The 24528-nt window shown below is 73.2% G+C and carries 22 protein-coding genes and 2 pseudogenes; 8 read left to right on the forward strand and 16 right to left on the reverse strand.

Translation table 11 applies throughout. From position 1 onward, the window contains the following. Window positions 1-44 precede the first annotated feature (44 nt). Window positions 45-401: pseudogene (locus SMA5143A_RS45010) on the forward strand (EamA family transporter); the annotation flags it as partial. 519 nt (window positions 402-920) lie between these two features. Here the strand turns inward: SMA5143A_RS45010 and SMA5143A_RS27740 are convergent. After that, window positions 921-1751, reverse strand: coding sequence for an alpha/beta fold hydrolase (locus SMA5143A_RS27740; RefSeq protein WP_181362041.1), 831 nt, complete (start codon window positions 1749-1751; stop codon window positions 921-923). A gap of 143 nt (window positions 1752-1894) precedes the next feature. Here SMA5143A_RS27740 and SMA5143A_RS27745 point away from each other — a divergent pair, with 143 nt between their 5' ends. Both SMA5143A_RS27745 and SMA5143A_RS27750 read left to right on the forward strand, forming a co-directional pair. After that, on the forward strand, window positions 1895-2782 hold the full coding sequence (locus SMA5143A_RS27745) for an RNA polymerase sigma-70 factor (RefSeq protein WP_107465550.1): 888 nt from the start codon (window positions 1895-1897) through the stop codon (window positions 2780-2782). Window positions 2783-3038: 256 nt separating this feature from the next. Continuing rightward, window positions 3039-3800 (forward strand): GntR family transcriptional regulator, encoded by a 762-nt coding sequence (locus SMA5143A_RS27750; protein WP_107465551.1) that lies wholly within the window; start codon window positions 3039-3041, stop codon window positions 3798-3800. A 136-nt stretch (window positions 3801-3936) separates the two neighbouring features. Here SMA5143A_RS27750 and SMA5143A_RS27755 read toward each other — a convergent pair whose 3' ends face one another. After that, window positions 3937-5094 (reverse strand): ROK family transcriptional regulator, encoded by a 1158-nt coding sequence (locus SMA5143A_RS27755; RefSeq protein ID WP_107465552.1) that lies wholly within the window; start codon window positions 5092-5094, stop codon window positions 3937-3939. A gap of 516 nt (window positions 5095-5610) precedes the next feature. Here SMA5143A_RS27755 and SMA5143A_RS27765 point away from each other — a divergent pair. Next, window positions 5611-6051, forward strand: coding sequence for a hypothetical protein (locus tag SMA5143A_RS27765; protein WP_107465554.1), 441 nt, complete (start codon window positions 5611-5613; stop codon window positions 6049-6051). 71 nt (window positions 6052-6122) lie between these two features. Here the strand turns inward: SMA5143A_RS27765 and mug are convergent, their stop codons facing one another. The 8 genes from mug to SMA5143A_RS27805 all read right to left on the reverse strand — a co-directional run bounded on the left by mug (window position 6123) and on the right by SMA5143A_RS27805 (window position 13831). Further along, a complete protein-coding gene (mug, locus tag SMA5143A_RS27770; RefSeq protein WP_258193781.1) occupies window positions 6123-6620 on the reverse strand; it encodes a G/U mismatch-specific DNA glycosylase in 498 nt (165 codons plus the stop codon). A gap of 44 nt (window positions 6621-6664) precedes the next feature. Beyond that, entirely contained in the window at window positions 6665-8107 is a 1443-nt protein-coding gene (gene purB / locus SMA5143A_RS27775) for an adenylosuccinate lyase (protein WP_107465555.1), read from the reverse strand. A gap of 195 nt (window positions 8108-8302) precedes the next feature. Continuing rightward, window positions 8303-8641: a DUF4326 domain-containing protein gene (locus tag SMA5143A_RS27780; protein WP_107465556.1), complete on the reverse strand. Its 339-nt coding sequence runs from the start codon at window positions 8639-8641 to the stop codon at window positions 8303-8305. Between the two features lie 142 nt (window positions 8642-8783). Continuing rightward, window positions 8784-9671, reverse strand: a complete 888-nt coding sequence (locus SMA5143A_RS27785) for an SCO6745 family protein (RefSeq protein WP_107465557.1) — start codon at window positions 9669-9671, stop codon at window positions 8784-8786. Window positions 9672-9833: 162 nt separating this feature from the next. After that, window positions 9834-10697 carry an SGNH/GDSL hydrolase family protein gene (locus SMA5143A_RS27790; protein ID WP_107465558.1) on the reverse strand — a complete coding sequence of 288 codons (864 nt, stop codon included), beginning with the start codon at window positions 10695-10697 and terminating at the stop codon, window positions 9834-9836. Between the two features lie 63 nt (window positions 10698-10760). Continuing rightward, window positions 10761-11777, reverse strand: coding sequence for a hemolysin family protein (locus SMA5143A_RS27795; protein ID WP_107465559.1), 1017 nt, complete (start codon window positions 11775-11777; stop codon window positions 10761-10763). Next, window positions 11774-13111, reverse strand: a complete 1338-nt coding sequence (locus SMA5143A_RS27800; protein ID WP_107465560.1) for a hemolysin family protein — start codon at window positions 13109-13111, stop codon at window positions 11774-11776. Before SMA5143A_RS27800 ends, SMA5143A_RS27795 begins: the two co-directional genes overlap by 4 nt. Before the next feature lie 300 nt (window positions 13112-13411). After that, entirely contained in the window at window positions 13412-13831 is a 420-nt protein-coding gene (locus SMA5143A_RS27805; protein WP_107465561.1) for a GNAT family N-acetyltransferase, read from the reverse strand. A gap of 184 nt (window positions 13832-14015) precedes the next feature. On the opposite strand from SMA5143A_RS27805, the pseudogene SMA5143A_RS44820 reads away from it, so the two are divergent. Further along, window positions 14016-14311 (forward strand): annotated as a pseudogene (locus SMA5143A_RS44820) (MFS transporter); the annotation flags it as partial. 136 nt (window positions 14312-14447) lie between these two features. Here SMA5143A_RS44820 and SMA5143A_RS27820 read toward each other — a convergent pair. From SMA5143A_RS27820 to SMA5143A_RS27830, 3 genes are all read right to left on the reverse strand, one after another. Next, the gene (locus tag SMA5143A_RS27820; protein ID WP_107465563.1) at window positions 14448-15326 is read right to left on the reverse strand and encodes an LLM class F420-dependent oxidoreductase; all 879 of its coding nucleotides are present in this window, start codon (window positions 15324-15326) and stop codon (window positions 14448-14450) included. A gap of 105 nt (window positions 15327-15431) precedes the next feature. Beyond that, a complete protein-coding gene (locus SMA5143A_RS27825) occupies window positions 15432-18002 on the reverse strand; it encodes an ABC transporter permease (protein ID WP_107465564.1) in 2571 nt (856 codons plus the stop codon). 4 nt (window positions 18003-18006) lie between these two features. Continuing rightward, the gene (locus SMA5143A_RS27830) at window positions 18007-18879 is read right to left on the reverse strand and encodes an ABC transporter ATP-binding protein (protein ID WP_107465565.1); all 873 of its coding nucleotides are present in this window, start codon (window positions 18877-18879) and stop codon (window positions 18007-18009) included. Window positions 18880-19129: 250 nt separating this feature from the next. Here SMA5143A_RS27830 and SMA5143A_RS27835 point away from each other — a divergent pair, with 250 nt between their 5' ends. After that, window positions 19130-19402, forward strand: coding sequence for a toxin-antitoxin system HicB family antitoxin (locus SMA5143A_RS27835; RefSeq protein ID WP_107465566.1), 273 nt, complete (start codon window positions 19130-19132; stop codon window positions 19400-19402). Between the two features lie 4 nt (window positions 19403-19406). Further along, a complete protein-coding gene (locus SMA5143A_RS27840; protein ID WP_099965147.1) occupies window positions 19407-19781 on the forward strand; it encodes a fic family toxin-antitoxin system, toxin component in 375 nt (124 codons plus the stop codon). 49 nt (window positions 19782-19830) lie between these two features. Here the strand turns inward: SMA5143A_RS27840 and SMA5143A_RS27845 are convergent, their stop codons facing one another. Next, window positions 19831-20499: a class I SAM-dependent methyltransferase gene (locus SMA5143A_RS27845; protein WP_107465567.1), complete on the reverse strand. Its 669-nt coding sequence runs from the start codon at window positions 20497-20499 to the stop codon at window positions 19831-19833. Window positions 20500-20671: 172 nt separating this feature from the next. After that, on the reverse strand, window positions 20672-21358 hold the full coding sequence (locus SMA5143A_RS27850; RefSeq protein WP_107465568.1) for an esterase/lipase family protein: 687 nt from the start codon (window positions 21356-21358) through the stop codon (window positions 20672-20674). Between the two features lie 109 nt (window positions 21359-21467). On the opposite strand from SMA5143A_RS27850, the gene SMA5143A_RS27855 reads away from it, so the two are divergent. Beyond that, a complete protein-coding gene (locus SMA5143A_RS27855) occupies window positions 21468-23726 on the forward strand; it encodes a helix-turn-helix transcriptional regulator (RefSeq protein ID WP_181362042.1) in 2259 nt (752 codons plus the stop codon). Between the two features lie 82 nt (window positions 23727-23808). Here the strand turns inward: SMA5143A_RS27855 and bioD are convergent, their stop codons facing one another. Further along, window positions 23809-24528 carry a dethiobiotin synthase gene (gene bioD, locus SMA5143A_RS27860; RefSeq protein ID WP_107465569.1) on the reverse strand — a complete coding sequence of 240 codons (720 nt, stop codon included), beginning with the start codon at window positions 24526-24528 and terminating at the stop codon, window positions 23809-23811.

Below are 24528 nucleotides of genomic sequence, written 5' to 3' on the forward strand. Positions count from 1 at the left end.
AGTGGACCTTAAACCGGTCCGCCCGCGTCCCTAGCGTCACCGTCATGAACGCCACCACGGCTCGCGGAGCCCTGCTCGCCGCCCTCGCCTGCGTCCTCGTCGGCGGCTCCTTCACCGCCAACAGCGTCCTCGGCGGCTACCCGTACGCCGGCGGCCAGTTCCTCCGCTACGGGCTCGCCTTCCTGCTGCTGCTCCCGCTGCTCGGCCGGGGCGGCACGGCACCGCTGCGCCGCCTCACCGCCCGGCAGTGGCTGCGGCTGACGCTGCTCGCGGCGGTCGGCATGGTCGGCTTCAACCTCGCCGTGCTCGCCGCCGAGCGCACGGCGGAACCGGCCGTGCCCGGCGTGTTCGTGGGCTGCGCCCCCGTCCTCGTGGCCGTCCTGGTCCCCCTGTCGGAGGGGCGGCGCCCCCGACGGACCGTGCTGTACGGGGCGTCGCTGGTCGCGGCGGGCGCGTTCACCGTTCAGGGCTGGGGCCGCACGGACGGCGCCGGGATCGCCTTCTCCGTCTGCGCGCTGGCCGGCGAGGTCGGCTTCGCGGTGCTGGCCGTCCCTGTGCTGCGGCCGCTCGGACCGCGGCTGCTGTCCGCGACCGTGTGCGGTGTCGCCGCGGTCGAGTCGGCCGCCGTCGGACTGCGCGTCGACGGCGGTGCGTGGCTGCGCCGCCCGGACGGCACGGAGACCGCCGCACTGGTGTGGCAGGCGGCGGTCGTCACCGTCATCGGGTTCGTGTGCTGGTACATGGGCATGCAGCGCATCGGCGCCGAACGCGCCACCCTCTTCTCCGGCCTCATCCCGGTGGCCGCTGCCTGCACCGCGCCCCTCGTCGGCACCGGCTCCTACGGCGCCGCCCAGGCCGCGGGCAGCGCCCTGGTGGGCGCCGGGGTCGCCCTGGGCTCCGGGCTGGCCGCACGCCGCGGATCAGCGGCTGCCGTCGAGGATGACGCGGGCCACCAGCGCCGGGTCGTCGTTCATCGGGCAGTGGCCGCAGCCGGGCAGTCGCACCAGCCGGGCGCCGGGGATGATCCGCTTGGCGCGGACACCCTGCCGCGGGACGAGCAGCCAGTCCCTCGTGCCCCAGGCCACGGTGACCGGCAGCTCCGGGATGTCGTCGGTGAACAGGACGCTGCCGCCCGCCCGGAGCGTCGCGTCGAACCCGGTGGCCCCGGCCAGCGCGAGCGTCTCGGCGACCACGGCCTCGGGTGAACGGCGGCTCGGGCGCGCGTAGATCGTGCTGGTGAGGGCGGCCCGGCCGGCCGCCGAACGCGACAGGCGCCGGACCAGCGGCAGCGGCATCCGCCGGGAGAGGTGCCGCATCGTGAGCAGGATGCCGAAGGCGTAGCGCCGCTCGGCCTCGTTCCAGAACCCGGCGGGCGACAGCGCCGTGACCGACCGTACGAGCTTCTCCCGGCCCAGCTCCAGGGCGAGCAGACCGCCGAGCGAGTTGCCCGCGACATGGGGGCGGTCGAGGTCCAGGGTTTCGCAGAAGGCGCGGAACACGGCGGTGGTCGTGGGCAGGTCGTAGGTGAGGCCGTCCGGGAGGCCGGGGGACGCGCCGAATCCGGGCAGGTCCACGCTGATGACCTCGCGCTCGGCCGCCAGCAGGTGCACCACCGGGTCCCAGGCCTGCCGGTGGTGGCCGATGCCGTGCAGCAGGAGCAGCGGTTCGCCGGTGCCCTCGCGCGCGTAGGAGACCGTCACGGACCGCGGGCCGAGCGGGGAGGGGACCTGGAAGGAGACCGTGGCGGACATGGTGCAGCTCCTCGTCTGTGAGGGTGGGGCGCGCCGTCGTACGGCAATTCCTAGACAGCTTGTCAGCAACCGCTACCGACGGGTAGTCCCCGTGGGTAACAAACGCCCTGGACACCGGTGCGCCCGTCGGATGGGATGGGACGGTGACCACTGACACCGCGACCGACGTCTTCGAAGAGCACCGTCCCGTCCTCATGGGAGTCGCCTACCGCATGCTCGGCAGGGTCGCCGACGCCGAGGACGTGGTCCAGGAGGCCTGGCTGCGCTGGACCGGCGCCGACCGGTCCGACGTACGCGAACCCCGCGGCTACCTGGTCCGCGTGACGACCCGCCTCGCCATCGACCGGCTCCGCCAGGTGCAGTCGCGCAACGAGGCCTACCCCGGCCCGTGGCTGCCCGAGCCGTACGTCACCGACTACGAGGCCACCGTCCCGGACACCGCGGAACGCGCCGTGCTCACCGACACCGTCTCCCTCGCCGTCCTCGTCGTCCTGGAATCCCTCTCACCCCTGGAACGTGCCGTGTTCGTGCTCCGGGAGGCCTTCGGCTACCCCTACGCCGAGATCGCCGGCATGCTCGACCGCACCGAGCCCGCCGTGCGCCAGCTCGCCGGACGGGCCCGCCGGCACGTCGACGAGCGGCGCCCGCGCTACGAGGTCGACCCGGCCGAACGCCGGGAGCTGACCGAGCGGTTCCTCGCCGCGGCAGCCGGCGGCGACCTCGACGGGCTCATGGCGCTGCTCGCCCCCGACGTCCGCCTCGTCGCCGACAGCGGCGGCCTCGCCAAGGCCCCGGTGCGCATCATCGAGTCCGCCGACAAGGTGGGGCGCTTCCTGCACGGCGTGTCCGGCCAGGGCGTCGAGGACGCCTCGTTCCGCTTCATGGAGATCAACGGCGGCTTCGCGCTGGTCGTCCTCGCCGCGGGGAAGCCCGACGCCGTGTTCCAGCTCGACGTCGCCGACGGGCGGATCCAGCGCATCCACATCGTCCGCAACCCGGAGAAGCTGCTCGCCCTGCCGCTCGACCAGTAGCCGGTGGGCCGTCGGGCACCCGCCCGTCAACCGCCGTACGACCCGTCAGGTGACCGGTCGTACGGCGGTTCGACGTGCCTTCATGAAGGCTCCGTGAACGCTGTGCCACGCCCCGCGCGACGGATGCCCGAGGCTTCGAGGATTGGTCTTGACCAAGGGTGGGGGCGGGCCTATGGTCGCAAGAAAGTGCAACAACCTTTAATAAACAAGGGCGCCAAAAACGCCGCCGGGACACGGCGAAGCAGCGGAGGACAGGGTGGGGACCCAGCAGCTCGAATCGGTGCCGGAACCGAAGTACTGGCACCTGAAGACCGTGCTCAGTGAGGCATTGGACTCCGAGTTCTCGGTGGGTGAGATCCTGCCCAACGAGCGCGACCTGGCGGCCCGCTTCGGCGTCGCCCGTGCGACGCTCCGCCAGGCACTGGAACAGCTCGAACTGGAAGGCCGGCTCCAGCGCCGGCGCGGCGTCGGCACCACGGTGGCTCCGCCGCGCGTGGGCGTCTCCGTCGGCGGCGAGCAGCACGCCTGGCCGGGCACGGCCGGGGACGCCTGGCAGGCCGTGGACTGCGCGGAGGCGACGCCGCCCACCGCGGTGGCCGAGATCCTGGACACCCTCCACGGCGAGCAGGTCCATGTCGTACGCCGCTCCCGCGTCTCCCACGGCCAGCCCGTGGCCGCCGAGCTGCTCTACATCCCGGCGGCCTCCGTGCCCGCCCTCTCCGCCATAGACGCGCCCTCCGGCGCGGCACGCGCGCGTGCGGTGCTGCGCGAGTTGCAGCGGCTGGAACTGGAGGGGCAGGACCGCTCGGTGGAGCTGGGCTCCGCGCGCGCGGAGGACGCGAAGGAACTGGACCGGCTGCCGGGAGCGCCCGTCCTCGTCGTCACGACCCGTTTCTTCGCGGAGGGACGCGCCGCCGCGGTCTCCCTGGCCACCTACCGTGCCGACACCTGCCGCCTGACCTTCGGCGCCTCGGGCGACGTCGAGATCCACCACGGCCCGGAACGCCGCGCGTCCTGAGCCGCGGGGTTCGGAGTCGCGCGCCTGAGCCGCGCGCGTCCTGAGCCGGGCGTCTTGCTGAAGCCGGCCCGTACGCGCCGCACCCGCCGTGCCCCGGACACCTCCGGGGCACGGCGTTTCGCCTGGGGCCGGGGCCTCAGCGCCGCGCCGTGACCGTTCCCTCGACGGCGAAGAGCTGCTCCTCGACATGGTCGAGCGCCAGCCGCAGCGCACCCATGGCGACGGCCGTCTCACCCAGCCGGGACAGGGCCACCCGGGGCGGGCGCAGGCAGTAGCGCGCGAGTTCCTGCCGCAGGGGTTCGAGGACGTCGTCGATGCCGGTCGCCCAGCCGCCGACGACGACCAGCTCGGGATCGAGCGCCAGCACCAGCGCGGCCACGTCGTGCACCAGCCGCTGGAGGAAGCGTTCCACCGCGGCGCGGGCGCGCTCGTCGCCCTCGCGCGCGTGCCGGAACACCTCGGCGACGGCCTGTTCGTCGAGCGGGTGCAGCGGCTCGCCGGTGGTCGACAGCAGCGCCTCCGGGGTGGCCTCCCGGCCCAGCAGGTGCAGCGCGCCGATCTCCCCGGCCGCGCCCCCGTAGCCCCGGTGCAGCCGTCCGCCGATCAGCGAGCCCGCGCCGGGGCTCAGCCCGGCCAGCACGAACACCAGGTCGTCGGACTCGGTGGCCGCGCCCTTCCAGTGCTCGGCGACCGCGGCGGCGTTGGCGTCGTTCTCCACCAGGACCGGGCACTTGAAGGAACGGCCCAGCCGCTCGCCCAGGTTCAGCCCCGTCCACTCCGGCAGGGCCGTACCCAGCCGTACGGTGCCGTCCGCCTCGACGATACCGGGGGTGCCCACACCGACCGCGCGCAGCGAGTCCCGCGCGACACCGGACCCGCGGAGCAGCTCCGCGACGGTCGAGCGCAGCCGTTCCAGCCGTTCGTCGGCCGGCGCGGACTCGGCGACGTCCTTGGTCAGCGAGCCCAGCACCCGCCCGTCGAGGTCCGCGAGCAGCGCGGTCACGCCGTGCGAGCCCACCTCCAGCCCGAGCAGGTGCCCCGCCTCCGCCCGGAACCGGTACCTGCGTGCCGGCCGGCCCTGGCGCCTGGCGGCCCCTTCCTCGGCGGCCCGCTCCACCACCAGCCCGGCCTCGACCAGCCCTTCGACGACGCCCTCGACCGTGGGCCGGGACAGCCCGGTGACCCGGGTGATCTCGGTGAGCGTGGCGTGATCCGTGGCGCGCAGCGCGTGCAGCACCACCGCCGAGTTGATTCTCCGGAGCAGAGAAGGATCCCCGCCGGTCAGCTGCCCCAACGTCCGTCCTCCCAGCTAGGGCCTGTCGTTTGGATCACGCCTGGGCCGCGGGGCTCGGCACGCACATCTGCCGCGTTGTCGTCGGTCGCCAACGCTCCGCGTCGACTCCCTCCTCCGCCTTGCAGCTGCACGCACCAAGCCCCGCTCACCGGCAGCGTGAATGCGCCGTAGCCCGAAGCCTGCATGATCCAAACGACAGGCCCTAGCACGCGTGTCTGCCGGATCGTACTCGCCAAGGGGGACCCCGGCGAGTGTCCACCGCCCCCGACCTGCCCGAGCACCCCGCCGCCGCTTCGCCGGCCGTCGCACCACGGGACCTCGGCCGACGATCGCCCCGCCGACGATCGCCCCGCCGCCGTCGGCCGACCGTCGTCGGCCGACCGTCGCCCGCTCGGCCGGTCGACCCGCCGGCCGGCCCCCGCGCCGGACGCGTGTCCCACGGAGCAGCCTCCCGGCCCCGGGGTGCCGCCCCATGACGGGACGCCAATTGTCAGTGGTGCCCGCTTTACTGGACGCATGAGCATCACGCGGCACCTCGCCCTCATCGAGAGGCTGTGCTCCGCCGAGTTCCCCGCGGAGCCCGGCCGGTCGGACACCGGCACGGGCGGCCCCGGCTACCACGTCGCCGAATTACAGACGAGCGCCGACTTCTGGGAGGACGACGGCACCCGCCGGGAGGAGACCGAGGAGCAGTACGAGGCGGACCGGGACGCCCTGTCGGAGCGGCTCGCCGAGCGGTGGGGCGCACCGGACGTGATCAGTCTCTGGAGCGTTCAGGACCGTTCCATGGCGGGGGAGGACCTGCCGGAGCCGTGGGCGGTGCTCAGCTCGCACGTCCCCGATGTGCACGTGTGGCAGGTCGTCGACGGCCGCTGGGTCGCCCTCGGCGTCTCCCAGTGGGACAAGGAGCTGCCGTTCCAACTGGTCGCCCTGATAACCGAGACGGACCCGCCCTGACCAGGCGGGTCCCCTGAGTGACGGGTCCCGGACCCGACCCCACGACCGGCAGGCGGCGCGGCCCCCGCTCCTCAGTCCTCCGCCGCCACCCGCAGCCGGGCGAACTCCTCCGCCATCGTCGCCGCCGTCCAATGCGCGTTCAGACCGCTGGGGTTGGGCAGCACCCACACCCGGGACGTGCCGATCGTCCGTTCCTGCGGGCCGACCACGGCCCTGCGGTCCCCGAACGCCGCCCGGTACGCGGTCACCCCGACCACCGCGAGCCACCGCGGCCGCAGCCGCTCCACCTTCGCGGTGAGCAGCCGGCCGCCCTCGACGTACTCCTCCGCCGTCAGCTCGTCGGCACGCGCCGTCGCCCGCGCGACCACGTTGGTGATGCCGAGCCCGTACGACGGCAACTCGCCCTGCTCGGACGGCTTCAACAGCCGCGGCGTGAAACCGGACAGGTGCAGGACCGGCCAGAAGCGGTTGCCGGGCCGGGCGAAGTGATGGCCGGTCGCGGCCGTCATCAGACCCGGGTTGATGCCGCAGAACAGCACCCGGAGGCCGTCCGCGACCACGTCCGGCACCAGCCGGTCGCGGGCGGCCTCCAGCTCCTGCGGGGTGAAGCGCGTCAGAGGATCGCTCCCGGCGTGTAACCCGCCGCCTCCGGACGCTGCTTGACGATCTCCTCGACCCGGCCGACGACGACGGCCACCTGGGCGGCCGCGGCGCCCGTGAAGGACAGCTTGTCCGCCATCAGCGCGTCGAGCTGCGCCCGGTCCAGCGGGATGCGCTCGTCCGCCGCCAGCTTGTCGAGCAGTTCGTTGCGCTCGGCGCCCTGCTCGCGCATCGCGAGGGCCGAGGCGACGGCGTTCTCCTTGATCGCCTCGTGGGCGACCTCGCGGCCGACGCCCGCGCGGACCGCGCCCATCAGGACCTTGGTCGTCGCGAGGAACGGCAGATAGCGGTCCAGCTCCCGCGCGACGACGGCCGGGAAGGCACCGAACTCGTCGAGCACCGTCAGGAACGTCTCCAGCAGACCGTCCAGCGCGAAGAACGCGTCCGGCAGCGCGACCCGGCGCACCACCGAGCAGGACACGTCGCCCTCGTTCCACTGGTCGCCCGCCAGCTCGCCGGTCATCGACGCGTAGCCGCGCAGGATGACCATGAGGCCGTTGACGCGCTCGCAGGAGCGGGTGTTCATCTTGTGCGGCATCGCCGAGGAGCCGACCTGGCCCGGCTTGAAGCCCTCGGTGACCAGCTCGTGCCCGGCCATCAGCCGGATCGTCTTCGCCAGCGACGACGGGGCCGAGGCCAGCTGCACCAGTGCCGTCACGACCTCGTAGTCCAGCGAGCGGGGGTACACCTGGCCGACGGAGGTGAAGGCCTGGGAGAAGCCCAGGTGCCCGGCGATACGGTCCTCCAGCTCGGCCAGCTTCGCGGCGTCCCCGCCCAGCAGGTCCAGCATGTCCTGCGCGGTGCCCACGGGGCCCTTGATGCCGCGCAGCGGGTAGCGGCCGAGCAGCTCCTCGACCCGGCCGTAGGCCACGAGGAGCTCGTCGGTGGCGGTCGCGAAACGCTTGCCGAGGGTGGTGGCCTGCGCGGCCACGTTGTGCGAACGGCCGGCCATGACCAGCTCGCCGTACTCGCCGGCCAGCTTGCCGAGGCGGGCGAGGACCGCCACCGTACGGTCGCGCATCAGCTCCAGGGAGAGCCGGATCTGGAGCTGCTCGACGTTCTCGGTGAGGTCGCGGGAGGTCATGCCCTTGTGGACGTGCTCGTGCCCGGCGAGGTCGTTGAACTCCTCGATCCGCGCCTTCACGTCGTGCCGCGTGACCTTCTCACGCTCGGCGATGGAGGCCAGGTCGACCGTGTCGAGGACCCGCTCGTAGTCGGCGAGCGCCTCGTCCGGCACCTCGATGCCGAGGTCCTTCTGGGCCCGCAGCACGGCCAGCCAGAGCTGCCGCTCCAGCCTCACCTTCTGCTCGGGCGACCAGAGCGTGGCGAGCTCGGTGGAGGCGTAACGTCCGGCGAGGACGTTCGGGATGCGGGGCTTGGCTGGCGCAGAAGTCACGTGTACGGATTCTACTGGCGATTCATGCAGGTGGGCGCCGCGGGCCTGCTCGTCGGAACCTACGAGAGCCCGGTCACAGCCCCGCGCGGGTGGGAGTGCCCGCCCGGCACGGGCCTGGAGCGCGGCCTCAGCGTTGGTCGGTACGGGCGCGGAGGGTGGTCCCGGCGCTGGTCGGCACGGGCCGGCAGGGCGGCCTCAGCGCTCGTCGGCGAGTTCCGCCAGGACGTCCCCGTGGCACAGCTCCGGCGCGCACCAGCAGGCCAGCGTCTTGCCGCGCAGCTCCGGCACCAGCTCCAGCAGCTCGGGCCGGGCCGACAGGTACTCCCGGTACTTGGCCATCACCTCGGCCCGGCTCCCGTCCCGTTTCTTCTTGTCGGTGTCGGGTTGGAACGGGTTGTACAGCGGGTGCTGGGGCAGGTCCCAGTGGCCCATGGTCCAGCGGCGGCCGATGTACACGACGTCGTCGGGGGCATGCTCCAGCCGCGGCCCGAAGTCCTGGATGCGGCCCTTCAGGTTGATCACGGTCGTGGTCACGTGCGACTCCCTCCGGTCAGGGCCCTCTTCGGACCCCTGTCGTCTCCAGGTTGCCGGTCTCTCGTAGGGCGGCAACTCGGGCGCCCGTGCCGGTCGAGGCGCCTCGACCGGCGTCGGGAACTCCCGGCTTCGCTCTGTTCTGTCACGCACTCTCTTCGCTGAGGCGGTCGACCGCCCAAGGGATGAGCTCCTTGGCCACCGCCAGGCTGAACGGCCTCACCAGTGAACGAAGTTCGGCGCAGGCGTCGGGACCGAGCGTGGTGTAGGGGAGGGCGGCCAGCCTGTCGGTGGTGTGCTCGATCTCCGCCCTGCGCCGCCTACCGTCATCGGTCAAGGTCAGGTGAGGTCCGTCGTCGAGCCAACCCCGCTCCCGCAGGTTCCGCACGGCCTGTTCCCACTGCTCCGGCGTCCATGCCCGCGAGCCGCGCAGCACCTCCGCGTCGATGTCTCCCGTGGCGGCGTGCGTGACGAGAGCGTCGAGCCCGCTCAGTCCGGCGGCCACCAGTGCCGCCACGTGACCGTCGCCACGGAACTCCCGGAGCAGGGTCTGTGCGTGCCAGAGCACGAGGTGGGGTGCGCTCGGCCACGGGAGTGCGGCGTGCGCGGCGAAGAGGGGGCGGCCCTGTGGGTGGCCCACGGTCGCTTCAGCCGCGGTACGGGCCAGTTCCGCCGCTCGGGCCATCGCCGGTGAGGAGACGTCCGCGCCGAGGATACGGCGGAGCGTGGTGTCGATCCCGCTGAGCCGGGCGGCGGCGAATCGCTGCGGCGTGGCGGCTTCCCAGGCCGCGGGTATGGCTCGGCGCACCAGTTGCGGATTGAAGTTGTAGAACGTGGCGATGACCAGTTCCGCCGGAGCGGCGCCGAGCGCGGCGGAGCGGGACGCGAAGTACCCCGTCCTGGCGTCGACGCCCAACTCGGCGTACTTGCCCGCGGCTTCGGGCGAGAAATAGACGGCCCCGTGGTAAGGCTCGAGAGTTCTCCAGGTCTGGCGTGCGAAGACCAGGCTGTCGCGGTCCGTGTTCTGGGGCATGAGGGGCTCTCCGTCCTGCGGCGGATGAAACGTTGCTGTTCATCGAGCACACGACGGCGCGTGGGGCGCACCCAGTCGTACCGTCTGGTCGGTACGTTATCGGAGGGCGGCTCCGACAACTACCGTTCCGCCACCGGACGCTGGTGAGGCTTCACAGCGGGGTCAGGGCCCCACCCGCCGCCAGTCCGTCACGGGCCCGGGGTTCATGTGGTCCACAGGGGTGACCCAAAAGGCTTTGCCCAGCTCAGCGCTGAACTGGGAGCCTGTCCGGCCGTCACCCGAGGAGCGGCCCGTCAGCCGGCGTCCGATCCACGGCAGCAGGTACTGCCGGGCGAACCGCGCGTGGGCCAGCTGTCGGGCGACCCAGGCGGGCGGCGCCGTCACGGCCATCGGTGTACGCCACTCGGCGTCCTCCGCCGCATGGCCGAGGGCCTGCCACACGGCCTCCGCGACCCGGCGGTGCCCCTCGGCGGTCAGGTGCAGCCGGTCCACGTCCCACATCCGCGGGTCGGACAGCGAGGGCGCGCCGTACAGGTCGACGACGAGCGCGCCGTGCCGGGCGGCCAGGTCGTCGACGCAGGCGAACAGCTCCTCCATGCGCGGCCGGAACCGCTCCAGCACCGGGCCCTGGCGGCCGGGGCTGCGCATCAGGACGAGCTGCTTGCAGGCGGGCGCGAGACGCTCCACCGCCTCCTCCAGCAGCCCGCGCACCCGGCCCATGTCGCACTTCGGGCGCAGGGTGTCGTTCAGGCCGCCGACCAGCGTGATCACATCCGCGCCCATGGCGGCCGCCACGTCGACCTGCTCGTCGACGATCTGGCCGATGAGCTTGCCGCGCACCGCGAGGTTGGCGTACCGGAAGCCGGGCGACCGCGCGGCCATCCGGCTCGCGAGGAGGTCCGCCCAGCCGCGGTAGGAACCGTCGGGCAGCCGGTCCGACATGCCCTCGGTGAAGGAGTCGCCGACAGCGACGAGGCTGGAGTACGGGGGAGGGGTGTCGTGGGTGTGCGTGGCGTTCGTCTGCATGGCGTACCCGATGCTATCGCCTTCACATACCCAGCGGTCGGTCACCCTCTCCCCGCAGCGGTGTCAGGCCGTGGGCTGTCCGAACAGCTCCCTCAGCACGTCCTCCATGGTCACGATCCCGCCGAGCCGTCCGTCCGCGCCCAGCACGGCCGCCAGGTGCGTACGGCTGCGGCGCATCGCGGTGAGTACGTCGTCGAGGGGCGTCGTCTCCCGGACGCGGGCGATGGACCGCATGTCCCGGATCGTGAACGGCACCTCGCGCGGGGCCGCGTCGAGCGCGTCCTTCACATGGAGGTAGCCCACGATCCGGCGCCCCTCGTCCACCACCGGGAAGCGGGAGAACCCGGACTCCGCGGACAGCCGCTCCAGCTCCTCCGGGGTGACGCCCACGCGCGCGTAGACGACGCGTTCCAGCGGGAGCACGACGTCCTGGACGGGCCTGCGGCCCAGTTCGAGCGCGTCGTGCAGCCGCTCCCGGGCGCGGTCGTCGAGCAGGCCGGCCTCGGTGGAGTCCCGGACGAGCCGGGCCAGCTCCGTGTCCGAGAAGGTCGCGGCCACCTCGTCCTTCGTCTCGACGCGCATCAGCTTCAGGAGCGCGTTCGCGAAGGCGTTGACCGTGAAGATCACCGGCCGCAGCGCCCGTGACAGCGTCACCAGCGGCGGACCGAGCAGCAGGGCGGAGCGCACCGGCTCCGCCAGCGCGATGTTCTTCGGCACCATCTCGCCGAGCAGCATGTGCAGATAGGTGGCGAGGGTCAGCGCGATCACGAAGGAGATGAGGTGCCCCGCGCCCTCCGGCACGCCCACCGCGTGGAACACCGGCTCCAGCAGATGCTCGATCGCGGGCTCCGCGACCACACCGAGGACCAGGGTGCACAGGGTGATGCCGAGCTGCGCGGCCGCCATCAGCGCCGACACGTGCCGTAGTCCCCACAGCACACTGCGGGCCCGGCGGTCGCCCTGTTCGGCGTACGGTTCGATCTGGCTGCGGCGGACCGAGATCAGCGCGAACTCGGCGCCGACGAAGAAGGCGTTGACGACCAGGGTCGCGAAGCCGATCAGCAGCTGGACGGCGGTCATCGCGTCTCCTCCTCGTGCTCGTCGTCGGCCTCGACCGGCGCGTGCAACAGCACGCGGGCGGCCCGCCGACCGGAGGCGTCCACGACGTCGAGCCGCCAGCGGGCGACCTCGACGGTGTCGCCGACGGCCGGGATACGGCCCAGCTCGGTGGCGACGAGGCCCGCGAGCGTCTCGTACGGCCCCTCCGGCACCTTGAGCCCGACGCGGGCGAGCTGGTCGGTGCGGGCGGCGCCGTCCGCCGAGTACAGCTCCCGGCCGTCCTCGTCGGTGCCGACGGGGGCCAGGTCGGGTGTCTCGTGCGGGTCGTGCTCGTCGCGGACCTCGCCGACGACCTCCTCGACGATGTCCTCCAGCGTCACCACGCCCGCGGTGCCGCCGTACTCGTCGATCACGACGGCCATCGTGCGCTTGCCGTAGAGCCGGTCGAGGACCCGGTCGACGGTCAGGGACTCGGGGACGAGCAGCGGCTCGCGCAGCAGCTCCGCCACGGAGGTGCGCAGCCGGCGCCCGGCGGGCACGGCGAGGACGTCCTTGATGTGCACGGTGCCGACCACCGAGTCGAGGCTGCCCCGGTAGACGGGGAAGCGGGACAGACCGGTCGCCCGGGTGGCGTTCGCCACGTCCTCGCAGGTCGCCTGGGCGTCGAGGGCGATGACCTGCACACGCGGCGTCATCACGTTCTCGGCGGTGAGGTCGGCCAGGTTCAGCGTCCGCACGAACAGCTCGGCGGTGTCCGGCTCCAGCGCGCCCTCCTTCGCGGAGTGCCGGGCGAGGGCCGCCAGCTCCTGGGGGCCGCGCGCGGAGGCCAGCTCCTCGGCGGGCTCGATCCCGAACAGGCGGACGAGACGGTTGGCGGTGTTGTTGAGGTGGGTGATGAACGGGCGGAACGCAGCACTGAACCAGCGCTGCGGGTTCGCCACCTTCTTCGCCACCGACAGCGGCGAGGAGATCGCCCAGTTCTTCGGCACCAGCTCGCCCACGACCATCAGCACGATCGTGGACAGGGCCGTACCGATCACCAGGGCGACGGAACTCGACGCCGAGGCGGGCACGCCCAGCGCCTCCAGCGGGCCCGCGATGAGCTTGGCGATGGACGGCTCGGCGAGCATGCCGACGACCAGATTGGTCACGGTGATGCCGAGCTGCGCGCCGGACAGCTGGAACGTCAGGTTCCGTACGGCCTTGAGGGCGCCGGCGGCACCCCGCTCGCCGCGCTCCACGGCCCGCTCCAACCGCCCGCGCTCGACGGTGGTCAGCGAGAACTCGGCGGCCACGAACGCGCCGCAGACCAGCGACAGCAGTACCGCCACCAGCAGGAGGAGCACTTCGGTCATCGGGTCACCCCCGTCCCATGATCCGGCAGGGGCGGGATGATCGCGCGATGTCGTGCACCGGCTCGGGCGCGACGGGCGCCGGACCGGCTACTGGGAGGCTCGCCCATGGGCGGACGCTCACGACCTTTCCGTAGAGACTCACAGACCCACCCATGGTAAAGGGTCGGCAAAGTGGTGTTCGCCGTCCCGCTCGCGTCGGCCTTCTCGGTCACGAGCGGCTGGTTCACCCACCGCCCGCCGTACCTCCTGAGCGCGTACCCAGACGATCGCCGCGCATGAGCCGTCGCGCGGCGTCCGGGGCTACAGGGGCTTGACCCAGCGTCGCCAGTGGTCCTCGCGGTGGTAGCCGGTGGCGGCCCAGGTGTGGTGGGCCTGTTCGTTGGCCTCCAGGACCATCGCGTCCACGCGCCGCCCGCCGAGGGCGACGAACCGCTGCTCCACCGCTTCCAGCAGCGCGGTGGCGATGCCCTGCCGACGGCGGTCCGGGTGCACCGCCAGCCGGTAGGCAGAGCACCGCCAACCGTCGAAGCCGGCGATGACGCTTCCCACGAGGACGCCGTCGCGCTCCGCGAGGATCAGCGCCTCGGGGTCCCGGGCGAGGAGCCGGGCGACTCCGTCGTGGTCGTCGCTGATGCTCGTTCCTTCCGCGGCCTCGCTCCAGAACCGCAGCACGGTGTCGATGTCCGAGGGGGAGGCGTAACGGATTCGAAGATCATTCATGGGACGAGCCAAGCAGAGCGCTCACCTGTCCGGCGAACGGATTTCCGCCACCGCGTTCCTCGTGGGGGGGGGGCGGAGGCGGGCCTCAACGGGGCTGCTGCCACCGGCGGCGACGGCCGCGTCGCGCACGATCCGGGCCGCGCGGGCGCTACAGCGCTGGGCCGAGAGGCCGGGGTGATCGCGCCAGGCGGACGCCGCCAACCGCAGGGCGGGCTCCGTGCTCCTCGCGGTGGCCATGCGCCCGAGGGGCGGCCGGCTGTCCGACCGGCTGGGCCCGGTCCGGATGCCGGCCGGCTCGCTGACCGTGGTCGTTCGCCGGGGCGCTCGTGCAGTCCTTCACGCTCCCCCTCGCCCCCCGTGGGCACCGTCGCCTTCTTGCCCGTGGCCGCCGCGCTCGGCGCCGGCGCGACCTTCGTCGCCGCACTCGCCCGCACCCTCACCGGGGTACCTGCCGCGGCGGAGGGCGGCGGGCGCGCACCCCGCACGGGCCGTCGGCGCGGGCACGGCACCACGGCCGACACGACCGCGTAGTACGGCGGCCGCGCTATCCGTCCGGCCCCACGGCACCCCGCACGTACTCGACGGCCGGCAGCCGGAGGCATCGGGCCCCGCCGTCTCACCGGCCGCGCAGCGCCTCGATGACGCGGGCGAACGCCTCCATGTTCGGCTCCAGGACCGTGAGATACGTGAAGCCGTACCGCTTCCGCTGCGCCAGTACCTGTTCGACGATCTCGTCCAGCGTCCCCACGAGGACCAGCGGCAGCCGCAGGACCTGCTCCTCGCGGAGATGCGGGATGTGCCCGAGCCACGGCCGCACGGCGGCGCCGCGGTCCTCGGCGAACTCCACGATCTGGATCAGCAGATTGAGCTCGGCCGGCTCCTCACGGCCGGACGCGAACTCGTGGTACCGGCCGACCCGTTCGTCCAGCTCCTCCGCCGTCAGCGCCTCCAGCGTGCCTCCCGCCCCCGGCCGGGCGCCCGTGAACGCCGCGATGTCCGCGTGTTCGGCGGTGATCCGCAGCATCCGGTCGCCGTTGGCGCCGACGAGCAGCGGTACGGTCCGCTGCGCGGGGCGCGGTTGGTGCTCCTCCGAGTCGAGGAGCCGCCGTAACTCCGCGATCGTCCGGGCGAGATGGTCGACGCGCTCGCGCGGCGACCTCCACGGCAGGCCCGCTCTCTCGTGCTCGGCCGGCACGTACCCGGTGCCCAGCCCCAGCTCCAGGCGTCCGCCGGTCAGCGCGTCCGTGGTGGCCACCTCGCGCGCGAGGAGCGCCGGGTTCCAGAAGCCCGCGTTGAGCACGAACGTGCCGACCCGGGGCCGTTCGGTCGCCTCGGCCGCGGCGACCAGCGCCGGGAACGGGGCGGGCATGCCCAGATGGTCGGGGACCAGGATCACGTCGTAGCCGAGCCGCTCGGCCCTGCGGCACTTCGCGCGCCACTCCTCGGCCGAGGTCGGATTGAGCAGGTTGACTCCGAAACGGAACGGGCGCGGCATGAACTCTCCTCACCGACAGGGGATTTGAGCCTGTGTGTCCCGGCGAGTACACCACCCGGGCGCGCTCGCTGCCAGCACGCCCGGCCTGTCGGCCCCGCCGGACGGTCACTCGTGCGCGATCGCCGCCAGCACATTCATCCGCGACGCCCGCAGCGCCGGCAGCAGGGCGGCCACCACCCCCACCACCGCCGAGCCGATCACCACGGCGACGACCGTGCCCCAGGGGATCGCCAGTGCCTTCATGCCCTGGAGCGCCAGCACCTGCTGCACGCACACCCCCCACACCAGCCCCAGCGCCAGCCCGAGGACCGCGCCGAACACGGCGATCACCACCGACTCCAGCCGGATCATCCGCCGCAGCTGCCGCCGGCCCAGCCCGATCGCGCGCAGCAGCCCGATCTCCCGGGTGCGCTCGACCACCGAGAGGGCGAGGGTGTTCACCACGCCGAGCACGGCGATGACGATCGCGAGGCCGAGCAGCGCGTACACCAGGTACAGCAGCACGGCGATCTGGCCGCGGACCAGTTCCTTGTAGTCGGCCTGGTCCCGCACCTGCACCTGCGGGTACGCGTCCAGCGTCCGCTCCAGGTTCGCGCGCAGCTCGTCGGCGCCGACCCCGGAGGCGGCGTTCACGTACAGCGCCGAGTCCTGGCCGTCCGGCACGTACCGCTCGACGGTGCCCGTCCCGAAGAAGAGGCCGCCCTGCATCCCGAAGCCGTCGGCGGTGTCCTGGTCGGTGAGCGCGGCGACCTTGAGCTCGGCGTCCTTCCCGCCCGGGAACCGCACCGGGACCGTGTCGCCGACCGTCACGTCGTGCTCGCGGGCGAAGTCCACGTCCATGCCGAGGGCGCCGTCGGCGAGCGCGGCGGCGCTGTCGCCCTCGGCGTAGGTGACGTTCGCGACCTCGTCGAGCCGGGGGTCGTAGGCGGCGGCGGTGGTCTCGATCCGCTTGCCGTCCGGCAGCCGTACGGCCACGGGCGCGAACCGCTGCCGTACGACGAGGCCGGCGCCCTCCGTGTCGCGGATCTTGTCGGTGACCTCCTGGGGGAACGGCAGGAAGTTCTGGTTCTGGACGACGAAGTCCGCGCCCAGCGTTTTGTCGATCTCGTTGTCGAACGACTTGGTCATCGACGCGCTCGCCACGGACATCCCGGCGACCAGCGCGAGCCCCACCATCAGCGCGGCGGCCGTGGCTCCCGTACGGCGCGGGTTGCGCAGGGCGTTGCGCTGGCTCATCCGGCCGACGGAGCCGAACAGCGCCGGGAACGCGCCGCCGAGGACCCGGATCACGGGCCGTACCAGGAGCGGGCCCGCGATGACGGTCGCGATCAGGGTGAGGACGACGCCGAGGCCGAGGAGCGAGGCCGCCGAGCCGGTGTCCGACGACATCGCGCACCCGACGAGCGCGGCGGCGCCGGCCGCGCCGACGACCGCGCCGACCACCGCCCGCGTCCGCAGCGGCCGTCCCACCCCGGCGATCTCCGCGTCCGTGAGCGCCGCCATGGGCGACACGGTCGCCGCGCGCCGCGCCGGCAGGTACGCCGCCACGAAGGTGACCCCGAGGCCGACGACGTACGCCGCGATCGGTGTGCCCACGCCGACGACCATCTCGGTGGACTTGAGGTTCATCCCGAACGCGCCCATGAGCTCGATCAGCCCGAAGGCCAGCCCGATGCCCGCGGCGAGGCCGAGCGTCGACCCGACGAGGCCGAGGAGCGCCGCCTCGGTGAGCACCGAACGGCGCACCTGCCGCCGGTCGGCGCCGAGGGCGCGCAGCAGGCCCAGCTCACGGGTGCGCTGGGCGATGAGCATCGAGAAGGTGTTGACGATGAGGAACACCCCGACGAGCGTCGCGATGCCCGCGAAGCCGAGCATCACGTACTTGATGACGTCGAGGAACCCGCCCAGCGAGGCGGCCGCCGAATCGGCCTGCTCGTCGGCGGTCTGGTACTCGTAGGTGCCCGGCCCGAGGGCTGCGGCGATCCGTTCCTTCAGCTCGGCGTCGCCGACACCGGGGTCCGCGGTCACCGAGATGCTCGTGGCGGCATCCGGGTCGCCCAGCAGCCGGGTCTGCGCGGTCCGGGTGTCGAGGAAGACCAGCGCTGCGCCGGGGTTGGTGGTGGTGAAGGTGGCGATGCCGACGATCCTCACCTTGAAGGAGCCGGGTGCGGCGAGGACGGTGAGGGTGTCACCGATCGCCACGTCCTTCTTCTTCGCGGTGTCGGCGTCCAGCAGCGCCTGCCCGGGTCCCTTGGGCGCGTGCCCGCTGGTCAGCTCCACGGGGCTGCGGTCGGTGGGATACCAGTCGGTCGCGATGGTGGGGGCGCCGGTCGTCGGGCCCACCGACTCGTTGTCCCGGTCGACGACGGTGATGTTCTCCACGGACGCGTCGACATGGGCGTCCGCCACCCCGTCGACCTTCGCGACCCGCTCGGCGAGCGAGGCGGGCACGGTGTCCACGGCCCCGGAGGGCATCTGCCCCTCCAGGTCGTCGTCCTTCGGGCCGACGGTGACGTCGGCCGAGGTGGAGGCGAAGAGACGGTCGAAGGTACGGGTGACCGTGTCCGAGAAGATCAGACTGCCCGCGACGAATGCCACGGACAGGACGACGGCCAGCGCCGAGAGCACCAGCCGCCCCTTGTGCGCCAGGAAACTCCGCAGGGTCGCCTTCAGCACGGTCTCAGTCCTTGTCGAGGTCGGTGGTCCCGGTGGGGCGCGCGTCGGCGGGGGCGCCCTCCCCGTCGGTCGTGGCGCGCGGGTCGAGCCCCGAGGGCTGGGCGGCGCTTCCGCTGAACAGGCGCATGCGTTCGAGGACCGCCTCGGCCGTGGGGTGCTCCATCCGGTCCACGATCCGTCCGTCGGCGAGATAGAGCACCAGGTCGGAGTGGGCGGCGGCCCCGGGGTCGTGGGTGACCATGACGACGGTCTGGCCCAGCTGGTCGACGGCCTCGCGCAGGAAGCCCAGCACCTCCAGTCCGGCCCGTGAGTCGAGGTTGCCGGTGGGCTCGTCCGCGAAGATCAGCTCGGGCCGGGAGGCGAGGGCGCGGGCGCAGGCGACCCGCTGCTGCTGGCCGCCGGACAGCTGCGACGGCCGGTGCCCCAGCCGGTTCCGCAGTCCGAGCGTGTCGATGACCTGGTCCAGCCACTTCTCGTCCGGTTTCCGGCCCGCGATGTCCATCGGCAGGGTGATGTTCTCGGCCGCGTTCAACGTCGGGATGAGATTGAACGACTGGAACATGAAGCCGATGCGGTCCCGGCGCAGCCGGGTCAGCTCCCGGTCCTTCAGCCCGGTGATCTCGGTGTCCCCGAGCCACACCTGCCCGGCCGACACGGTGTCGAGCCCGGCCAGACAGTGCATCAGCGTGGACTTCCCCGAGCCCGAGGGGCCCATCACCGCGGTGAAGCGGCCGCGCGTGATGTCCACGTCGACCGAGTCGAGGGCGAGCACCGCCGTCTCGCCCGAGCCGTACGCCTTCGTCAGGCCCCGGGCGCGGGCGGCGACACCGTCGGCTTCCGCGCGGCCGACGGAGTGCTCAGCGGCAGCAGTGGACAAAACGGCCTCCCTGATCGAAAGGGTTCGCATTCCGGGCGTTCCCGGACGAGCCTAATGTGATCCAGTCCACACCGGATATCCCCCCGAAGTCCGAGGCGGCCTCCGCCGCAGGTCGGGCACCGGATGTCGGTGTAAGGGGCATCGGAGTCATGCCCCTAGGGGGGCGGCTGCCACTGCTCCCGACGGGGAAGCGTGCTCGGTGGGCACGGAGGCCCTTGCCGTGCTAGCGCTCCGGCGCTAGCGTCGAGGCATGGCCAAGACCCAGCTGAACGTACGGGTGGACGAGGACACGGCGCGAGCCGCCCGGGAGCGAGCCCTGGAGCGCGGGATGAGTGTCAACCGGTACATCGAGGAGCTGGTCAGACAGGACACCGGAGAGGTGGGCCACACCTTCGTGGAGTCCGCGGCCGACTTCATGAAGCAGTACGAGGCGGTCTTCGCCGAGGAGTTCGACGGCGCCCCCACCCGGACGGCGCCGAAGGCGGCGGGGGAACCCGGGGGCGGGCGCGAGGGACGTCGCTGATCCCTTGAGCCAGCTCAGAATCGACCTCGCCTGGCTGCTGATGGTCGCCGAACAGAAGACGCCCGGAGATCCCCAGGTCAGCGACTGGGGCGCTCTTGTCGCCGCCGTCGCCCGGCACGACGCGCAGATCTTCGACGTCCCCGTCTACGACACCCCGCACGCCCGCGCCGCCTCCCTCCTGCAACTCCTGCTGCACGTCCCGGCCCTGGAGCGTTCCAACGCGCTGTTCGCCTCCGCTGTCGCCTACGGCTACCTCGTCGCCAGCGGCGTCAAGGTCGTCACCTCCGCCGAGCAGGTGCGCGAACTGGCCAGACTCGTCAAGAGCGGGGAGGCCACGGTGCAGGACATCGCCCAGGAACTGCGCCAGTGGAGCCGGTGAACGACGACCGTCCGGCGTCTCGGCGCCGGGCAGATACGTCGGGTGGGGCCTAGGGATTGTCCTCGTGCGGGCCGGAGCGTCGGGCCCGGCCCAGTACGTGGTGGGAGCTGGGCAGGCGCGGGCCCCGCGGCGGTAGGGACAGCTCCCTGACCGACTCGATCTCGAAGGCCGCGGCCCCGATCGCGCCCACCGGGTCGCGGGACACATGGCAGCCGCCGAACAGCAGGGGCCACACCGTGTGGTCCAGCGCCCGCCGGGTCGTGCGCGTCACCCGGCCGCCGCCCCCGCCGTGCTCGAAGAACCGCAGCTCACCACCGGGACGCAGCACCCGTCGGATCTCCCGCAGCGCACGCTCCACATCCCGCACGCTGCACAGCACCAGCGACACCACGGCCGCGTCGAACGCCTCGCTCTTGACCGGCAGGGCCTGAGCCGCGCCCGGCGCGACATCCACCGGCACATCGGCGCGCAGGGCCGCCTCCAGGGCCAACTTCCGCAGGGAGCGCTCCGGTTCGATCGCCACGACCTCCGCGACCGTACGCGGGTAGTGCGCGAAGTTCAGGCCGTTGCCGGCACCGATCTCGATGACCCGCCCCGAGAGCCCGGCGAGCAGCTCGTCACGCAACGGGCCGACCATCGGCTCCGCCGACACGCTCAGCCGGGCGTAGAACCGGGCGAACAGGGGGTGGCGCACGGCGTCCTTGCCGGCACGGACCATGACGGACCTCCCGAGGAGGACGACAGATACCCGGATTGTCCCCCGCCGGGGACCGGCTCACCCGTCCCGCGCCGAGAGGCGGACACGACGGCGCCCGCCGCGCGGCCCTGGGGAGGAGGTCGCGCGACGGGCACCGGTCGTACGGCGGGCGGTGTTCCGCGATGCCGTGCGGTCAGGCGATGAAGTTCCGCACCTGCTCGTAGACGCCGTGGTCGTTGTTCATCTCGTCGTGCGAGATACAGCCGACCTCGACGTTCGTGGCCCCGTTCAGGATCGCGGTGGTGTCCGGGGTGAGCGCGTCGTCGCAGTTCGACCAGTAGCTGGCGTACGACACACTGCCCGGCGTCTCGTCACCGGAGTTGAGCGAGGTCAGGAACGAGCTGCCGGTGTACATCTCGGCACACGAGGTGTACAGCCAGCGGCACCAACCCGCCACGGTCGTCCCGTGGTTGACGCCGGCCGTGGAGACGAAGTCGTCGACGTACGCCGTCCCGCCGAGGTTCTTCAGGTAGTAGCGGGAGCTGAGCGCGCCCATCGAGTGGACGACCACGTCGACCTTGGAGGCACCCGTCGAGGCGAGCACGCTCTGGATCTTCGTCTTCAGCTGCGCCGCCGTCGTGGCGTTCGACTGGCCCCAGTCGTACGACCAGGAGTGCAGCTCCGAGGCGGTGTAACCGTCCGCCTTGAAGTACGCGATCCAGTCGTCCCAGCTGCTGGACGAACTGCTCAGACCGTGCACGAAGACGACCGGGTTGTGGGTCGCGGCACGGGCGGGGGCCGCGGAGAAGGTCAGGGACAGCAGGAGTGTGCTGGTCACGGTCGCGAGGGCCGTGGCGATACGGCGCATGCGGCGATGCATGGAGCCTCCTGAAACGGGTGGGGTTCGTCAGGAGTGTCAGCGGGGTCTACGCGCGCCGCATCGGTGAAATCGCCGGTCTTTACTGGTCGGTTAACTCGCAAGTAACGTGATGAGTGTGGTGACTCCGGTGAACCCCCCACGACTTCCGCATCGCTCGCCACCGCCCCCCAGCACCGCGCGGCCGAGCCCGAACACGGCATTGGCCGCCGCGCCGACGCCACCCGAAGGCGTGCCCGCGCCCGAAGGCGTGCCCGTGCCCGCGCTGTCCGACGGCGTGCGGGTACGTCTGCTGCACGCCGCCCACGGCGATCCGCGCGCCGCCGCCGAACTCGCCGCCGCCCTGACCCCGCGCCAGGCCATCGGGCTCGACCCGCTGCCCGCCGAGCCGTTCGCGCTCGCCCCCGCGCTGCTGCGCGCCCACCGGCGGGACGTACGGGCCCTGCCCGACGACACCCGCTTCCTGCTGCTCCTCGCCGCGGCCGACCAGTACCCGATCCCGACCCACGCCTACGAGCGGGCCGTCACGGCCGCCGGACTCGACACCCAGCCCCTCGACGCGGCCGAGGCGGCGGGCATCGCGGACGCCACGGCCCAGGGCGTCGTCTTCCGGGACGCCTGGACCCGTGTCGCCGTCTACGAGTCCGCCTCCACGGCCGACCGCCGCGCGGCCCACCGCCTCCTCGCCGGAGTCCTCAGCGGCGAGGGCGAGAGACCTCGACGCTCCTGGCACCGGGCCGCCGCCGCCCTCGGCCCCAGCCGCCGGCTCGCCGCCGAACTCCGCCTCGCGGCGAAGGTGGCACGTGCCATCGGGGAGCCCGCGCTGGCCTCCGCCCTCGCCGAACGCGCCGCCGGCCTCACCCCCGACCCCGCCGAACGCATGCCGCTGCTCGCGCGGGCGGCGGCGGAGGCCTGGCGGTCGGGCGACGGCGACCGGGCCCGCCGGCTCGTCGCCGCCACCGACGACGACGCCCTCGCCGGCCTCCTCGCCCTCCGCTCCGGCAACGCCTCCGAGGCCTTCGACGCCCTGCTCACCGCCACGGTCCGGCACGGCGGCGGCCCCGACCCAAACACGGCCGCCCATCTGTTGGCACGAGCCACCGAGGCCGCCATCTACACCGGGGACCTGCGCCGCTGCCGGGAGGCCGCCGCCGTCGCCGACCGGCTCGGGATCCTCCCGCCGAGCACCCTCGGCGCACTCGCCGCCGCGTTCGAGGGGCGCTACGACGACGCCCGCGACGTCCTCGAAGCCGCGGCGGGCCGCTGCGGCCCCGGCGGTGACCCCACCGGGCTGATCCACGCCGGGATCGCCGCCCTGCTCCTCGGCGACCACACCCGCGCGTTCACCGCCACCTCCCGCGCCGCCGCCTCGGCCCGCGCCAGGGGCGAGACGGCGACCGTGCCGCAGGCCATGGAGTTCCGGACGTACGCCGAGTTCTGGACCGGGCGCCCCAGGGCCGCCGAGGCCGCCGCCGTGGAGGCCCTGCGACAGGCGTACGCCACCGGGCAGGACAACGGGGCCTGCCATCTCCAGGCCGCCCTCGCGATGTTCGCGGCCGTCACCGGGGACGAACAGGTGTGCAGGGAGCGCGCCGAGTCCGCCCGCGCCCACGCGCTGGAACGGGGCCTCGGACTCCCGGCCGCACTCGCCATGTACGCCCTCGCCTTCCTCGACCTCGCCGCCGGCCGCTACGCCGCCTCGGCGGCCCGCCTGCGCGCACTCGCCGGGTTCGGCCCCGGGCACGGGCACCGGGCCATCCGCCACCTCGCCACCCCGCACTACGTCGAGGCCGCCGTCCGCACCGGCGACACCCGCGTGGCCGGCGCCGCGCACGCCGACTACGACCACTGGGCCCGCACCGTCCGCAGCGCCGACGACCTCGCCCTCAGCGCCCGCTGCCGGGCGCTGCTCGCGACGGGGGAGGAGGCCGTGGAGCACTACCGGGCCGCGCTCGACCTGCACGCCTCCGGCACCCGTGACTTCGAACGGGCCCGCACGGAACTGCTGTTCGGCAGCGCGCTGCGGCGGCTCCGCAACCGCACCGAGGCCCGCGACCGGCTGCACAGCGCGCTGGAGGCCTTCATCCACTTCGGTTCGCCCCACTGCGCCGACCAGGCCCGCGCCGAACTCCGCGCCCTCGGCGAGAGGGCCCCCTCCGCCCCGGGCCCCGACGACCTCACCGGCCGGCTCACGGCCCAACAGCTCGCCATCGCCCGCATGGCCGCGGACGGCGCCACGAACCGGGAGATCGCCGCCCGCCTCCTCCTGAGCCCCCGCACGATCGACCACCACCTCCGCGGCGTCTTCGCCCGCCTGGGCATCAGATCCCGCATCGAACTGGTCCGCCTGCTGGGAGAAACGGCGAACTGAAGCCCGCCACCGTCCTACCGGGCATCACTGCCATGGTGTGCCGTCACCGCTGTGCCGGGGGCCTTGCCAGGAGGGCCGACCGTCACCCGGCCTCCCGCGCCGCGAAGGCCCCCGCGTCCCACGTCCCGCCCAGCGCCGGTGCCAGCCACTCGCCCGCCCGCGCCCGGAACTCCGCCGGTTCCAGAGCGCCCGCGCCCTCCGGCACCGCCCCCAGCAGCGGCGCTCCCGCCACCACCGGCAGGTCCGCCACATTGCAACGGGACGCCAGATCCGCGGCCTTGGGCCAGCTGCCGATCACGACACCCGTCAGCCGCACCTCCCGCACGGCCAGCTCGCGGGCCGTCAGCTCGGTCGTGTTGAGCGTGCCCAGCCCGGCCGAGGCCACCAGCAGCACCGGCGCGCCCAGCAGTCGCGCCGTGTCCGCCAGCGTGCCGCCCGCCTCGTCGAAGCGGACCAGGAGACCGCCCGCGCCCTCGACCAGGACCAGGTCGTGGTCGGTCGCCAGCTTCGCCGCCGCCTCGGCGACGTCCTCGGGGTGGACCGGGGCCAGCCCGGACCGCCGGGCGGCCGTCGCGGGAGCCAGCGGCTCCGGGTAGCGGGCGAGTTCGTGCGCGGCGACGGCGTCCCCGGCGAGCCGTACCACCTCGTCCGCGTCGCCGCGCTCGTCCGGCCGCACCCCGGTCTGCGCGGGCTTGAGCACCGCCACGGACCGGCCGGCGGCCGCCGCCGCCACGGCGACGGCCGCCGTGGCGACCGTCTTGCCGACCTCCGTGCCCGTCCCCGTCACCACCAGGATCGCCAT

The sequence above is a fragment of the Streptomyces sp. MA5143a genome, assembly GCF_900290235.1.
Classification (GTDB): Bacteria; Actinomycetota; Actinomycetes; order Streptomycetales; family Streptomycetaceae; genus Streptomyces.

Excerpts from the sequence above, each read along its gene's own strand:
- SMA5143A_RS27765 (WP_107465554.1), top strand. The coding sequence starts at position 5,611 with ATGAGCATCACGCGGCACCTCGCCCTCATCGAGAGGCTGTGCTCCGCC.
- SMA5143A_RS27845 (WP_107465567.1), bottom strand. The coding sequence starts at position 20,499 with ATGGTCCGTGCCGGCAAGGACGCCGTGCGCCACCCCCTGTTCGCCCGG.
- SMA5143A_RS27740 (WP_181362041.1), bottom strand. The coding sequence starts at position 1,751 with ATGTCCGCCACGGTCTCCTTCCAGGTCCCCTCCCCGCTCGGCCCGCGG.
- SMA5143A_RS27835 (WP_107465566.1), top strand. The coding sequence starts at position 19,130 with ATGGCCAAGACCCAGCTGAACGTACGGGTGGACGAGGACACGGCGCGA.
- SMA5143A_RS27850 (WP_107465568.1), bottom strand. The coding sequence starts at position 21,358 with ATGCATCGCCGCATGCGCCGTATCGCCACGGCCCTCGCGACCGTGACC.
- SMA5143A_RS27820 (WP_107465563.1), bottom strand. The coding sequence starts at position 15,326 with ATGCCGCGCCCGTTCCGTTTCGGAGTCAACCTGCTCAATCCGACCTCG.
- bioD (WP_107465569.1), bottom strand. The coding sequence starts at position 24,528 with ATGGCGATCCTGGTGGTGACGGGGACGGGCACGGAGGTCGGCAAGACG.
- SMA5143A_RS27785 (WP_107465557.1), bottom strand. The coding sequence starts at position 9,671 with ATGCCCCAGAACACGGACCGCGACAGCCTGGTCTTCGCACGCCAGACC.
- SMA5143A_RS27855 (WP_181362042.1), top strand. The coding sequence starts at position 21,468 with ATGAGTGTGGTGACTCCGGTGAACCCCCCACGACTTCCGCATCGCTCG.
- SMA5143A_RS27795 (WP_107465559.1), bottom strand. The coding sequence starts at position 11,777 with ATGACCGCCGTCCAGCTGCTGATCGGCTTCGCGACCCTGGTCGTCAAC.
- SMA5143A_RS27790 (WP_107465558.1), bottom strand. The coding sequence starts at position 10,697 with ATGCAGACGAACGCCACGCACACCCACGACACCCCTCCCCCGTACTCC.
- SMA5143A_RS27800 (WP_107465560.1), bottom strand. The coding sequence starts at position 13,111 with ATGACCGAAGTGCTCCTCCTGCTGGTGGCGGTACTGCTGTCGCTGGTC.
- SMA5143A_RS27805 (WP_107465561.1), bottom strand. The coding sequence starts at position 13,831 with ATGAATGATCTTCGAATCCGTTACGCCTCCCCCTCGGACATCGACACC.